Here is a 12,281-nt window from a genome sequence, read left to right as displayed (position 1 = left end):
CTTGATTGAGCGTCAGCTCAACACGCCGTATTTCCTAAACCAGGTCTCTGCCTGCTTCCAGGCATCTTCCGCGGCGTCCTTGCGATAGCTGCCGCGATAGTCGGCATGGAAGCCGTGCGGCGCTTCGGGGTAGATCTTGAACTCGGCCGCCTTCTTGCTCTGCTCGAGTGCGGCCTTCATCTGCTCGACCTGTGCGACGGGAATGCCGGTATCGGCGCCGCCGTAGAGGCCGAGCACCGGCGCCTTCATCTCGGGCGCGAGCTGCAGCGGGCTCTTCGGCCACAACGGGTTGGCAGGATCGACCGAGGTCCCGTAGAAGGCAACGCCCGCCTTGAGCGCACCGCCATGGGCGGCATATTCCCAGACCGTGCGGCCGCCCCGGCAGAAGCCGATGATGCCGAGCCTCGTTGTGTCACCGCCCTGCGATCCTGCCCAGGCGACCGTCGAGTCCAGATCCGACAACAGCTCCGCGTCCGGCTTCGCATTCACCACCGGCAGCAGCTCCTTGATATCCGTGACCTTGGTCAGGTCGATGCCCTTGCGGAAATAATAATCGGGCGCCACCGCGAACGCGCCGAGCTTGGCGAGGCGCCGCGTCACGTCCCTGATGTATTCGTGCAGCCCGAAGATCTCCATCGCCACGATGATCACCGGCGCCTTGGTGTTGCCGGCCGGGCGGGCGAAATAAGCCGGCATTTCCTCGGAGCCGACCTTGATCCTGGCATCGCCGGCTTGCAGGCCATTGGTATCCGTCGTGATGATCTCGGCTCGGACCGGACCGGCCGCGAGCGTGTAGCCAGCGGCGACGGCCGCGGTGGCGCTCATGAATCCGCGGCGCGACAGCGGGGCGACTTTCGTCAGTCCAGCGACGTCGGATGTCATGGTGGTTGCAAAGCTCATCGATCTTCCCATTCCTGATTCCCATGCTGATGCCCTCGGGCGCCGCATTCGCGAGTAATTGCCGGATAAACGCAAGTCACCAGCCTGCGAGGACGCGGCTCACCACTTTCATCCCTTCGTTAGCGAGCGCCGGTGTCCGCCCCCCTGGGAGCGTGGGTCGTGTGCCGGACTTAACCGTCTGGCTGCACCTGCGTCGCAACATCCATTAACCGAAAAGAATGGTTCTTTTCCTGCCGGACAGGCCGCTTGGCGCTGCACAGAATGCTCCTGAGCGCACACCCGACAGGCTCTGCCGCAACAAATAGCAATCGCAGTGACGATCGTGACACATCATGTTGCTTGCGCATCGCTCGTCATCGCCAATTCACGTGCGAACCGCCGTCATTTGATTGAAATTTTCGGAGGATCTCGGCCGCGCGATTTACCCGGTCTTTCTTTGTAACACCCTAGTTCCACAGCCGGAAGTTCCATCTTCGGAAACGCAGAGGCTTCTTCCCGCGACGCGCGATGCTCGCCTGCAACGGACGGCGGAGTGCGAGCGGGTCTCATTCCCGTCCGCCCCGATTGCGCTACCCAAGGCCCAATTGAATAAAAGTGATCCGACCTGGAACTGAAATGAATTTGGCTCGCGAATCGATTGAACTGCTGGAGCAGGCCGCACGCATCCTGTGGTTCGAAGGCACCAAGCACGGTTTGCGCGACCGCGAATGGATGGCGCTGCGCTTCCTCTCCCGCGCCAACCGATTTTCCCGAACCCCCTCGGCGCTGGCGAGCTACGTCGGCACCACGCGCGGCACCGCCTCGTTCATTATCGGCGAGCTCGAGCGGCTCGGTTACCTCGAGCGGAAGCGCTCGGCCACGGACAAGCGGTCGGTGACGTTGAGCGTGACCCAGCAGGGCAAGAAGTTCCTGGTGCGCGATCCCGTCAACGTCCTCGTCGAGGCGATTGCCGTTCTCGACGACGAGGTCAAGATCCGCTTCCGCGACACGTTCCGGCACGTCCTGGACCACTCCGATGCCGCCGAGCAGCGGCACCACACCGACGTCTGCAAGCGGTGCATCTTCCTGCGGGAGGATCGCGCCAGTGCCGACAGCAAGACGACGGTCGAGTTCAGCTGCCGCCTGTTTCGCGCGCCAATCGCGGAGGCGGAGGTCGATCTGCTGTGCACCAGCTTCGAGCATCACCGCCAATAGAAGGCGGCTCGATCAGGGCGTCGCCTTGCGCGACGAATAGATGACCCCGCTACTGGATTCCACCACCAGGCGCCCGTTCTCGTTCCTGATATCTTCGATACGGCCAAGACCGGGCACCGGTTGCCCCAGCACGGCTTCGATGACGCCGTTCGGCCCTTGAAGGATCGCGATCCCCTCATACGCCTGACGGACCGACCAGCCCTTGATCGCCTTGCGCGGCGCCGACGCACGCTCGGGTGCAGGCACCGATCCCGTGAATTCGGGCGCGGCAACCGCCGCCATCATCGGCCCTTGCGCTGACACCGGCTGCGTCTGCACCGTCGCCGGCGCGGGAGCCTGGGCCTGGGCCTGGGCCTGCACCTGAGCGAGCTTGTCGAGCTTCACGGTGGAGGACGAGCTCACCCGCTCGATCCGGTCGAGATTCTCGGCAAACCTGCCGAAGCGATCGTTCGTGACCTTGCTGGATTGATCGACGGCGGTGCGCAAGCCGTCGAGGTTTTCAGACACGCCCGACACCTGCTTGCGCAGTTGCGCGACGGTCTCGCGCAGAATTCTGATCTCCGCATTGGCCGCAGCGTTGTTCTGAGCGGGCTGGGTGGTGAGATAGGCGATCACACCAGTGCAGGCGCAGACCACCAGCATGGCAGCGACCGCCAGAGTTGCGAGCGGCGCGACCCATGTCGGGCGGGGTGGCGGCGGCTTCGCCACGATCACGGCCGGCTTGATCACGGCCGGCGCAGGTTTCGGGATCGCCATCTTGTCGAGGCGCGCCTTGGCACGGATGCGCTTCAAGCCCTCGAGAGCCTCCTTTGCGAGAGCCTCGTCGCTCGCCGCGGCCGATACACGCTTTCCGCTCGCGGCAGGCTTGGTCGTCCGCGCCGCGTTGTCCATTGTATCGCTCGCCACCGGCGCCGGCTTCGCCGCCGCGGAAGCATCCGCGGTCGCGTTGGGACGAGCTTGTCCATCGGACAACATATGAAAATGCTCCGTTCGTTTCGGTCTGTCGAACGACGACCTTATTTGCCGAAGCTTGCCTGAAACGTGCGCGTCGAAAGCCCTTCATCGCGCCTCATGCGACGTCGCATGAGTCGATCACGTCATACACGTGGCGATAGTGCGACTCGAAAGACACACACTCGCCAAGATTTCATCAAGCTCGAGTCGCGGCGCAGACGTGAGTCGAACTGCCGCATGTGAAAAGACGAGCTCCAGAGTCAATCCGGGGTTGAAAACCCATCAATGTGCGCACTCCGGAGCACCACCCGAAATGACTGTAATTGTACGGGGATGCGGAACTATACAGCCAGCACGGTGCAAAACTAGTTCGGCATCAAAATCAACTGATACGATTGGATACACCAAGAAACAACCCGAAACGAATCAACAGCATCAAGCGCGTGTAGCAATCGCTTTCTTCCGCACGCTTGATCGGAAATCGGCAATCGCTACGGTTCTACTCAAGTGATTCTCGCCAGTTGGCGAGGAGATCGACACGGTTCAGCAGTGTTCGGACGCGATGAGCAACTTGACGCAACTGTTCTAGGTCGTTTCTCAATCTGCTCCGCGAGGTGATCAGTAAGACACCCGCCGAGCCTCACGCAGTAAGCGTTTCAGTATCGAGTTGAAGTAACAGGCCTGCGAGACGCAGGCACTGAACGCGTAGGGCTGCCCGCGAATATCGAAACCACAACAGCGGTTCGCGGGATGGAATGTCGTCAAACAGCATCGTTGCCGAGCCGGGGCATCACAACAACCAACCGGCCGCAACAAGTGCGAAACAGGGGCGAAAGACTGATGTATATTATCGTTGATGATCGCGAGAGCGTCGCGAACAGCTATGTCGGAGGGCTCGTTCGCGAAGGCGTATCGTCGATCGGCTTCTCCTCCGGAGAATTCTGGGACTGGCTGCAATCTGCGAGCGAATCCGATCTGGCGGCGGTGGACGCCTTTCTCCTCGGAGATTGCGATGCCCGCGGAAGCCTGCCGCGGGCGATGCGCAAGCGTTCCTCGGCACCCATCATCGCCATGAGCGGCCAGAAGATGCTCAAGAACACGCTGGAGCTGTTCGAATCGGGCGTGGACGACGTCGTCCACGTGCCGATCCACCTGCGCGAGATCCTCGCCCGAACGGCCGCGATCGCGCGCCGCCGGGTGGGCGAGCTGCCGAGGCCCTGCGAGAGCAGGATCCAGGTCTTCTTCAACGGCCGTGATCCCGAAATCGCGGGCCACGCCCTCACCCTGCCCCGCCGCGAACTGCGCATTCTCGAATATATGGTGGCCAACCACGGCAAGTGGATCACCAAGACGCAGATCTTCAACGCCGTCTACGGCATCTTCGAGTCCACCTTCGACGAGAGCGTGATCGAGAGCCACGTCAGTAAGCTGCGCAAGAAGCTGCGCGACCGCCTCGGCTTCGACGCGATCGTGGCCCGGCGTTACGTCGGATACCGCCTCAACATCCCGGCAGGCGAAACTCTCGACGAGCCGGTGCAGGAGCTCGAGGACGTCGGCATCCTCCTGAACAGGGCGCAGGCGGCCCCGGCGGCATATCCGGCCGGCAACTGACGCGGCAGGACATCGCCACGAAACCGGCAACGGCCTCTGCGAAGCACCTTCGCGGAGGCCGTTGCACTTAAGGTGGCGAGCTGAACGCACGCCTCGTCCTTCGAGACGGCGCTGACGCGCCTCCTCAGGATGAGGCTAATCGGCGCCGGTGCGCGCTGAAACCGGCGCCGCGCATTCCGTCCTCATCCTGAGGAGCCGCGTAGCGGCGTCTCGAAGGATGGCCGCAGAAAAGCGCTACGGCTTCTGCTGGAATTCTTCCTTGGAGACGTAGTTGAAGTCCTCGACCAGGACGTCCTGGACGATGTCACCCTGCATCCGTTCGTTGACGCGCTGCTTGATGGCCGTCGTCAGGATGGCGAGGTCGTAGCGGGCGAGCTTCCTGAAGTCGAGACGATCGTCGGCGTAGATCCTGCGGAAGGCCTCGTCGACGACGAACGGCTCCGGCGGGACGTTCAGCTGGTGCATGGTCCGCGCCTCCATGGTGTAGACGAAGCGCGCGACGATGTAGCCCTGGACATTGCCGTTCTCGACCATCGGTACGCTCAGCGCCCGCGTCTTGTGATATTGCAGCCCTTCGAGATACTCGTCCTTCGCCGGCAGCAAGCTGCCCTTCTCCTTCCAATAGGCGACGGCATAGCTCGTGCCCGCCGTGAGGATGCATACCCAGAGGCCGGCCAGCACCAGTCTGATCATTTTCCGTCCTGCGCTGTGCGACCGGTATAGGTGCCGTCGGACTCGGCGTCCTTGACCGCCTTGACGATGATGCTCGCGACCTCACGGACCGCGTCGTAGTGCATTTCGAGAATGGATCGATTCCGCTCGAGCTTCTCGCGCAGCCGCTGAATCTCCTCGGTGATCTCGACCTCGCCGCCGAGGTGCATCCGCGCCCGCATCAGGCGGACGAACTCGAGCATGCTCCGGCTCTTCCGCGCGCTGAAGTCGTCGAAATCGATCTTCTGGCCGGTCGCGAGTGCTGTCGTCTCCTCCTCGACGATAGTCGCGAGCCGGCGGATTGCGGCCAGCAGGCCACGCATCTCGTCCGATCTCGCCGCGTCCGTGGCGTCGCCCCTCGCCTCGCCAGCCCCGATCGGCAGCAGCACGGGCAGCAGCGCATCGCTCGCTGCGGCTTCCGTCGTCATCATTTCGGTGTCCGCGACCGCCTGGTCCATCACCACGGCCGCCGCGCCTTCTTGTGCCTGCATTGGAAATTCACCTCTCAACTTCTGTCACCCGTTCGCGGATCATGATCCGGCCTTCGCCGCAGCGTCCCGTCCGGCGGGATGTGCGGCGGCGAGCTGCCGGGCGATGCCGACACCGTTGCCCTTTGCCAGCTGGTTACCGAGCTGCTCTGCAAGCATCGACTTCCAGACGCCGCCGGCCGTGCCCTTGCCGAAGACCTCCTCCGACTCCTTCGGCAACATCGTCTCGACGAAGGTCTGGAGGATGAAGGCTTCGAACTTCCGGTAAACCTCGCCGGACGCCGGGGCCTTGATCACCTGCACCGGCGCCCCGTTCACGGCACCCGACTGCGCTTCCGCGACTTTCGCCGCGGCCTGGTCGGCAGCCGCCGCTTTGGCCTTGCCGACTTCCGCCATCGTGACGGCGAAATTGGCGTCCGACGATTTCAGCGCGTCGAGCTTCGCGGTCGCGGCGCGTTGCGCCGCGGGGTCGGCGGCTTCGAGGACGTCGAGGACGAGGTCGGGCGTTGCTGTCACGATCATGTCTTGTTCCGGTTGGCTGGCTGTGGCGTCCAGGCGTGCACGGTATGGCTCGTTCCCGTCATGTCCTCGAGCGAGCGCTTCTCGGCATCGCGGAGCTTGTCTGCGAGTGCGGCCTTGGCGACCTCCTCGAGCTGTTTCACGCGGCGGGTCTCGCGGCGAACCTGGTCGAGCTGCTGCGCGGCCTCTGCCTGCACCGCGCGGGCGCCGACGCTCGTCCTGTTGAGACGCCGCGCGATCGATTCGTTCGACGATCCCGCCGGCGGCTTTCCATGGTTCAGGGCTCCGACCAGCCATTCCTGCTCGTCCTGCAGGCTGCGCTCCTGCTGCCGCAATTGCGCGAGCTGCCATTCGGAGAGCCGGAGCTGCAGCTTCACCAGCGAGACCATCCGGCCGAGCTTGTCCGCGCGCGACGTCATGACCCGGTCACTCCGCCAGCCACGACGAGACGCCCAGCATGAACTGCGTCAGCAGCTCGTCGCTGGTGAGGTAGAGCAGCAGGAAGCCGCCGAACAGCACGAAGGGCACCGAGATGAAATAGACCGGAATGGCCGGCGTCAGCTTGTTGATCAGGCCGACCGCCAGGTTGACGATGACCGAATAGACGATGAAGGGGCTCGAGATCCGCAGCGTCAGCACGAACGCTTCCGAAAGGCGGCCGACGAGCAGGTCGAGCGCGACGCTGCCGCCCAGCCTGCTGCCGGGCTTCCAGATGTCATAGGAGTTCATCAGCCCGCGCAGCACCTGCCAGTGCTGGTCGGTCATGAAGAACAGCGTGGTGACAGCCGCCATGATCAGCGGCACCAGGGCCGGCGCCGGATCGGTGTCGGCGACCGGCGTGCCCGGGATGTTGCTCAACCCGATCGCGCTCGCCATCATGGTCGCCATGGTCTGGAGGGCGAGAAAGAACACGCGCCCGCCGAGCCCGACGACGCTGCCGACCACGAGCTCGGAGCAGATCAGGAGCGCGAGCGTCAACGGAGCCGCGTTGTCGGTGAGCGGCTTCAGGACGGCGATCAGGATCGGCGTCAGTGCAAACGTCGTGACCAGCGCGACGAACAGGCGCACCTGGGGCGGAACGTTGACGCTGGAATAGCCGGGCACCAGCATCAGGCAGGCGCCGATGCGGCAAAACACGATGAACGTCACCAGCACGCTGTCGGCGAGCCCTGAGATCACGAGATGGCTCCGAGCGCCCTGATCTCGGCGCTGCGCGCGACTTCGACATGCGACAGGATCGGCAATGTCGGAAACACCCGCTCCAGGATCATCCGGACATAGGGGCGCGCTTCCGGCGTCGCTGCCAGCACCACGCTGGTGCCGCTCTCTGTGAATTTCCGGATCGCGGCGCTGGCTTCGGTCGCGAACTGCTCGATCAGGCGCGGGTCGGCGTCGAACTCGATGACGTCACCCTTGGCATCGCGCTTCAGGCTCTGGTGAAAAGCGAGGTCCCAGCGGTTGCCGAGACGGACCACGTTGAGCACGCCATTGTCGGAGAGATCGCCGCAGATCTGCTGGGCGAGGCGGGTCCGCACGTGCTCCGCAACCTGCTCGGAGCGCCGCACATGGGGCGCGATCTCAGCGATCGCCTCGAGGATCAGGTGAAGATTGCGAATGGAGACTCGCTCGGCGAGCAGGATCTTCAGGATCGCCAGCAGGCCCGAATAGGAGATCTGCGACGGGCAGAGATCCTCGACCAGGCGCTTGTACTCGGGATCGAGCCGGTCGAGCAGGGCACGCATGTCCTTGTAGGACAGCAGCTGGGCGAGGTTCGCCCTGATCACTTCGCTCAAATGCGTGAGCAGCACCGACAGATTGTCGACCGGCTTACAGCCCTGCCGCTTGACTTCGTCGGTGAAGGCTTCCGTCACCCACAGCGCCTTCATGCCGAACGCAGGCTCGATCACCTCGTCGCCCGGCACGTCGGGCTTGCCGTCCTTGTCGACCAGCACCAGCACCTCGCCGAGCCTGAGCTCGCCATGGGCAACGCGCGTGTCGTGAATCCGGATCTGGTAGCTCTTGGGATCGATCGACAGATTGTCGGTGAGCTTGATCTCGGGAATGACGAAGCCGTACTGCTTGGCGAATTTCTTGCGGATCTTGGCCACGCGGTGGGCAAGCTCGGTGCGCGAGCCCAGGAGATGGACCGAAAGGTGGCCACCGAGCGCGAGTTCGATCTCGGCGGTCCTGAGCTGCTCCTTGACGGATTCCTTGGCCTCGGCCTGGGCGCGCTCATCGGCCCTGCGGGCATCCTCCTTCTGCTTCAGCGCGGCCTGGCGCTTCGGCAGCGAATAGCCGACGAAGGCCATGACGCCCCCGAGCAGCACGAACGGCGCCATCGGCAGCCCCGGCATCAAGGCGAGCACGAACATCATCAGCGCCGCCGCCGACACCGCGCGCGGATAGCCGCCGAGCTGCCGCAGCACCGCCTGCTCGGCCGAGCCCCTGGTGCCGCCCTTGGAGACCAGCAGGCCCGCCGACAGCGACACGATCAGCGCCGGCATCTGCGACACCAGACCATCGCCGACGGAGAGCTTGGTGTAGACGTCGGCGGCGCGGGACAGGGTCAATCCGTGATGGGTGACGCCGATGACGATGCCGCCGAAGATGTTGATCGCGGTAATGATGAGGCCGGCAATGGCGTCGCCGCGGACGAATTTCGAGGCGCCGTCCATGGCGCCGAAGAACGCGCTCTCCTCTTCGAGCTCGCGGCGGCGACGCTGGGCCTCCTTGTCGTCGATCAGGCCAGCGGACAGGTCCGCGTCGATCGCCATCTGCTTGCCGGGAATGGCGTCCAGGGTGAAGCGCGCGCCGACTTCGGCGATACGCGTCGCACCCTTGGTGATCACCACGAAATTCACCGTCACCAGGATCGCGAAGATGATGAGGCCGATGACGAAGTCGCCGCCCATGACGAACTTCGAGAAGCCGGCGACGACGTGGCCCGCCGCATGTTCGCCCTCCCCGCCCCGCGACAGGATCAGGCGCGTCGTCGCGATGTTCAGCGCCAGGCGCAGGATCGTCGCGATCAGCAGCACGGTCGGGAAGGCTGAGAAATCGAGCGGCCGCTGGATCCACAGCGCGACCATCAGGATCAGCGCCGACAGCGCGATCGAGAACGCAAGGCCGAGGTCGATCAGGATCGGAGGAATCGGCAGGAACAGGATCGTGAGCATGGTCACGATGCCGGCGGCGAAAAAGGCATCCGTTCCGAGGCGGCGTGGATTGGGCAGGCTGGCAGCTAACGTATCGGCCATGGGTCACCGGCAGAGGGGTCCGCCCGTAATCTGCCGCGCAAAGCTTACGCGGGGATGGTGCCGGGGCCGTCCGGATCAGAAGCCGCGCTCGATCCTGGAATAGACCATCTCGGTGAATGTCGACAGATGCGCGCCGATGAAGGAGCCGGAGACGGCAACGACCAGGAGAATGACGATGATCTTCGGAACGAAGGTCAGCGTCACCTCCTGGATCTGGGTCAGGGCCTGGATCAGCGCGATGACCGTACCGACCAGCATGGCTGCGCCGACGGCGGGCCCGGAGGCGACGATGATGGTCCAGATCGCCGCCTGGACGATATCGAGGGCGTCCCGCTCGTTCATGACTGGCTGATCGTGAGCCCGGGTCCGACCGCGACCTTCGTGCCGTCCTGAAGGGTCGCGATGGAGCCGTCGCTGTTGATGGAAACCGAGACGACCTTGCCGCTGAAGGTCGCGCCGGTCGAGTCGGTGAAGCTGACCGTCTTCCCGATCAACCCGTTGGCCTGCGACAAGGACTGCGAGGACAGCAGCGCGTCCAGCTTCGCATTCGTCTGCATCGCCTGCTCGACGGTCGAGAGCTGGGCGAACTGGCTCATATATTGCGAAGTATCCATCGGATTGGTCGGATCCTGATTCTTCATCTCGGCGATGAGGAGCTGGAGAAACGTGTTGTAGTCCACGCTGTTGCTCGACGTCGGCACATTGGTCTCGTTCGAGCTGGACGACTTGCCGGTCGTGTCGGTCGCGCTGTTGACGTTCATCTTGTCTCTCCGCTGTCAGGCAGCTTCGACTGGGGAAACGGCGGCGGCGCCGGCCAGGATGGCCTGCTCCACCGGAAACAGCGCTCGAATCCGCTTGAGCGCCTCGAAATAGCGGGTCGCCCCGACCAGTTCGTCGATCGCGCCGAGCCCATCGAGCATCTCCCGGTTCTCGCAAACGGCACACAGGGCCGCGTGATGCTGGGCGTAGAGCGCCGCAGCGTCGCGAACGTCGGTCGGGTTCATCAGCATGAGCTGGACGATGAAATAGAGCTGTCGCAGCGCCGTGGTGGCGTCCGACGCCTGCATGACCTGCCCTTCGAGCAGGAACATCACGTCGTTGACGAGCTCGACGGAGACCTTGCGGTCCACGCGGAGCACCGCGCCGTTGATGTAAATCCGTTCGCCCGCGCGCAAGGAGATCTTCATTAAAGCGCGTCTCGGATCAGGCGGTTGATTTCGATGAGCTGCATCACGTCGCTCGACCGTTGCTCGCGGAGGCGGTCGGCTTCCTTGACCACCCACAGCCCGATCGAGATGATGTCGGCGCGCAGCTTGTCCGGCAGCCCGTTCTCCGGGTGTGCGAGATCCTCGATGAAGATCGTCCACAGCCGCCGCACATAGAGCAGGCTCTCGACCTGATCCTCGAGGCTGAAACGTCCCTTCTGGATCCGCTCGAGCCGGTCGATGCCGAGGCTGAGTGCCTGCCGCTCCCGGCTGCGCGCCTCATAGCCACTTTCGTCAACGACCGCTTCATAGGCTTCAAACGTCATCAGGACCACTCTTCGCAGGAAACCGAACAACTGGACAAGGGTTACGAGCCTGACAGGGCAGCCTTGGCTCAGAGATAATTGATGAGGCTGATCTTCTGGAGCTGCGAGGTGAGCGCCAGCGCGGTCTGGATCTGTGTCTGCAGCGTGTTGACCCGGACCGAGGCTTCGGTCGGGTCGACCTTCTCCATGCCGACGATCTGATTGTTCAGGATGTCCTGCTGCGTCTTGAGCTTGGCGGTCGCGGTGGTGATCCGCTGCTGGACTGTGCCGACGCTGCCGCCCAGCGCAGCGAGGTCGTTGATGGCGTTGCCGACGAGCCCGATGGCCTTGTCCACGACGACCTGGAACGTTTCCTGGCTCAGGTTGACGTTCCCGAGATCGGCCATCATGGTGTAGGCCTCGGCGAGCTTGCGGAAACCGGCCTGGTTGGCGCTCACGGACGTGTCGGCGATCTCGGTGGTGGAGATCCGGCTTTGCATGGTCTGGTCGGTGGCCGAGGACCAGTTGGTGTTCCAGGCCGGGCTGGCAAACTCGGCATCGAAGGTGGTGTCCAGGAAGGTCTGCATCTGAGCCGGCGTGATAGTGGCCACGCTGGCTGAGGATTGCGAGAAGCCGAAGGTCGCGAGAAAATCCGCATCGACCTGGTTCTTGCTGGCCGAGCCCGCGGCGTAAGGGGTGATGGGCGCGTTCTGCGTGTTGATGCCCGAGAACAGATAGGAGCCGTTATAGGAGACGTTCAGCGCGCCGATCAGATCCTGGAGATTGGAGGCTGCAGGCGGCAGGATGACCCGGCCGCCGCCGTCGGTGCTGCGGGCCGCGATCAGGTCCTTGAGGAAGTCCGTCGCGGTCTTGCTGAGCTGGGTGATCCGGTTCTGCGTCACGTCGAGGCGCCCCGAGACCAGCCCGTTGGTATCGACGAGCTGATCGGCGAAGCTGAAGTCGGCCCGCAGCGTGAGGTCGCTTCCCGTCGTGGCACCGAGCTCGAGGCCGACGTCGTAGAAGCGCCCAGTGGTCGCCTCCGTCGAGGCCTTGCTCAGCGCCGCCTGATTGTTCGTGATCGAATGCCTCAACGACGAGGACAACATCAGGGTGGAAATGTAGTTTGCGCTCATCATG

15 protein-coding genes are annotated in these 12,281 nt (G+C 63.8%); 2 read left to right on the top strand and 13 right to left on the bottom strand.

The window, feature by feature from the left end:
* Positions 1–12: 12 nt before the first annotated feature.
* A complete protein-coding gene (locus HZZ16_RS10435; RefSeq protein WP_197948377.1) occupies positions 13–900 on the bottom strand; it encodes a dienelactone hydrolase family protein in 888 nt (295 codons plus the stop codon).
* 615 nt (positions 901–1,515) lie between these two features.
* On the opposite strand from HZZ16_RS10435, the gene HZZ16_RS10430 reads away from it, so the two are divergent.
* Positions 1,516–2,094, top strand: coding sequence for a MarR family winged helix-turn-helix transcriptional regulator (locus HZZ16_RS10430; RefSeq protein WP_197948376.1), 579 nt, complete (start codon positions 1,516–1,518; stop codon positions 2,092–2,094).
* A gap of 12 nt (positions 2,095–2,106) precedes the next feature.
* Here HZZ16_RS10430 and HZZ16_RS10425 read toward each other — a convergent pair whose 3' ends face one another.
* The gene (locus tag HZZ16_RS10425) at positions 2,107–3,069 is read right to left on the bottom strand and encodes a hypothetical protein (RefSeq protein WP_197948375.1); all 963 of its coding nucleotides are present in this window, start codon (positions 3,067–3,069) and stop codon (positions 2,107–2,109) included.
* An 819-nt stretch (positions 3,070–3,888) separates the two neighbouring features.
* Here HZZ16_RS10425 and HZZ16_RS10420 point away from each other — a divergent pair.
* A complete protein-coding gene (locus tag HZZ16_RS10420) occupies positions 3,889–4,659 on the top strand; it encodes a response regulator transcription factor (RefSeq protein WP_192893304.1) in 771 nt (256 codons plus the stop codon).
* Between the two features lie 234 nt (positions 4,660–4,893).
* Here the strand turns inward: HZZ16_RS10420 and HZZ16_RS10415 are convergent, their stop codons facing one another.
* From HZZ16_RS10415 to HZZ16_RS10365, 11 genes are all read right to left on the bottom strand, one after another.
* Positions 4,894–5,352, bottom strand: a complete 459-nt coding sequence (locus tag HZZ16_RS10415) for a hypothetical protein (protein WP_036007081.1) — start codon at positions 5,350–5,352, stop codon at positions 4,894–4,896.
* Complete coding sequence (locus tag HZZ16_RS10410; RefSeq protein ID WP_197948374.1) at positions 5,349–5,861, bottom strand: flagellar biosynthesis protein FlgN; 513 nt, start codon at positions 5,859–5,861, stop codon at positions 5,349–5,351. The genes HZZ16_RS10415 and HZZ16_RS10410 overlap by 4 nt, the downstream gene beginning before the upstream one ends.
* Before the next feature lie 39 nt (positions 5,862–5,900).
* The gene (locus tag HZZ16_RS10405) at positions 5,901–6,380 is read right to left on the bottom strand and encodes a rod-binding protein (protein WP_197948373.1); all 480 of its coding nucleotides are present in this window, start codon (positions 6,378–6,380) and stop codon (positions 5,901–5,903) included.
* Entirely contained in the window at positions 6,377–6,796 is a 420-nt protein-coding gene (locus tag HZZ16_RS10400; RefSeq protein ID WP_197948372.1) for a hypothetical protein, read from the bottom strand. Before HZZ16_RS10400 ends, HZZ16_RS10405 begins: the two co-directional genes overlap by 4 nt.
* A gap of 7 nt (positions 6,797–6,803) precedes the next feature.
* A complete protein-coding gene (gene fliR / locus HZZ16_RS10395) occupies positions 6,804–7,556 on the bottom strand; it encodes a flagellar biosynthesis protein FliR (RefSeq protein WP_197948371.1) in 753 nt (250 codons plus the stop codon).
* Positions 7,553–9,634, bottom strand: a complete 2,082-nt coding sequence (gene flhA / locus HZZ16_RS10390; protein ID WP_197948370.1) for a flagellar biosynthesis protein FlhA — start codon at positions 9,632–9,634, stop codon at positions 7,553–7,555. The genes fliR and flhA overlap by 4 nt, the downstream gene beginning before the upstream one ends.
* Before the next feature lie 75 nt (positions 9,635–9,709).
* Positions 9,710–9,976 carry a flagellar biosynthesis protein FliQ gene (gene fliQ, locus HZZ16_RS10385; protein ID WP_025034323.1) on the bottom strand — a complete coding sequence of 89 codons (267 nt, stop codon included), beginning with the start codon at positions 9,974–9,976 and terminating at the stop codon, positions 9,710–9,712.
* Positions 9,973–10,395, bottom strand: a complete 423-nt coding sequence (flgD, locus tag HZZ16_RS10380) for a flagellar hook assembly protein FlgD (RefSeq protein ID WP_197948369.1) — start codon at positions 10,393–10,395, stop codon at positions 9,973–9,975. The genes fliQ and flgD overlap by 4 nt, the downstream gene beginning before the upstream one ends.
* Positions 10,396–10,410: 15 nt before the next feature.
* Positions 10,411–10,821: a flagellar biosynthesis repressor FlbT gene (gene flbT, locus HZZ16_RS10375; RefSeq protein ID WP_157281885.1), complete on the bottom strand. Its 411-nt coding sequence runs from the start codon at positions 10,819–10,821 to the stop codon at positions 10,411–10,413.
* The gene (flaF, locus tag HZZ16_RS10370; RefSeq protein WP_197948368.1) at positions 10,821–11,165 is read right to left on the bottom strand and encodes a flagellar biosynthesis regulator FlaF; all 345 of its coding nucleotides are present in this window, start codon (positions 11,163–11,165) and stop codon (positions 10,821–10,823) included. Before flaF ends, flbT begins: the two co-directional genes overlap by 1 nt.
* Before the next feature lie 68 nt (positions 11,166–11,233).
* A complete protein-coding gene (locus HZZ16_RS10365) occupies positions 11,234–12,280 on the bottom strand; it encodes a flagellar hook-associated family protein (protein WP_197948367.1) in 1,047 nt (348 codons plus the stop codon).
* Position 12,281: the final 1 nt, after the last annotated feature.

Origin of the sequence: Bradyrhizobium glycinis (genome assembly GCF_016031655.1) — a bacterium.
GTDB lineage: Bacteria > Pseudomonadota > Alphaproteobacteria > Rhizobiales > Xanthobacteraceae > Bradyrhizobium > Bradyrhizobium glycinis.
The sequence above is the reverse complement of the archived record's forward strand: the minus strand, read 5'-3'. Positions and strand labels throughout refer to the sequence as shown.

Bases quoted from the DNA above. Each gene is read 5' to 3' on its own strand.
- HZZ16_RS10435 (WP_197948377.1), bottom strand. From the start codon at position 900: ATGAGCTTTGCAACCACCATGACATCCGACGTCGCTGGACTGACGAAA.
- HZZ16_RS10430 (WP_197948376.1), top strand. From the start codon at position 1,516: ATGAATTTGGCTCGCGAATCGATTGAACTGCTGGAGCAGGCCGCACGC.
- HZZ16_RS10425 (WP_197948375.1), bottom strand. From the start codon at position 3,069: ATGTTGTCCGATGGACAAGCTCGTCCCAACGCGACCGCGGATGCTTCC.
- HZZ16_RS10420 (WP_192893304.1), top strand. From the start codon at position 3,889: ATGTATATTATCGTTGATGATCGCGAGAGCGTCGCGAACAGCTATGTC.
- HZZ16_RS10415 (WP_036007081.1), bottom strand. From the start codon at position 5,352: ATGATCAGACTGGTGCTGGCCGGCCTCTGGGTATGCATCCTCACGGCG.
- HZZ16_RS10410 (WP_197948374.1), bottom strand. From the start codon at position 5,861: ATGCAGGCACAAGAAGGCGCGGCGGCCGTGGTGATGGACCAGGCGGTC.
- HZZ16_RS10405 (WP_197948373.1), bottom strand. From the start codon at position 6,380: ATGATCGTGACAGCAACGCCCGACCTCGTCCTCGACGTCCTCGAAGCC.
- HZZ16_RS10400 (WP_197948372.1), bottom strand. From the start codon at position 6,796: ATGACGTCGCGCGCGGACAAGCTCGGCCGGATGGTCTCGCTGGTGAAG.
- flhA (WP_197948370.1), bottom strand. From the start codon at position 9,634: ATGGCCGATACGTTAGCTGCCAGCCTGCCCAATCCACGCCGCCTCGGA.
- fliQ (WP_025034323.1), bottom strand. From the start codon at position 9,976: ATGAACGAGCGGGACGCCCTCGATATCGTCCAGGCGGCGATCTGGACC.
- flgD (WP_197948369.1), bottom strand. From the start codon at position 10,395: ATGAACGTCAACAGCGCGACCGACACGACCGGCAAGTCGTCCAGCTCG.
- flbT (WP_157281885.1), bottom strand. From the start codon at position 10,821: ATGAAGATCTCCTTGCGCGCGGGCGAACGGATTTACATCAACGGCGCG.
- flaF (WP_197948368.1), bottom strand. From the start codon at position 11,165: ATGACGTTTGAAGCCTATGAAGCGGTCGTTGACGAAAGTGGCTATGAG.
- HZZ16_RS10365 (WP_197948367.1), bottom strand. From the start codon at position 12,280: ATGATGAGCGCAAACTACATTTCCACCCTGATGTTGTCCTCGTCGTTG.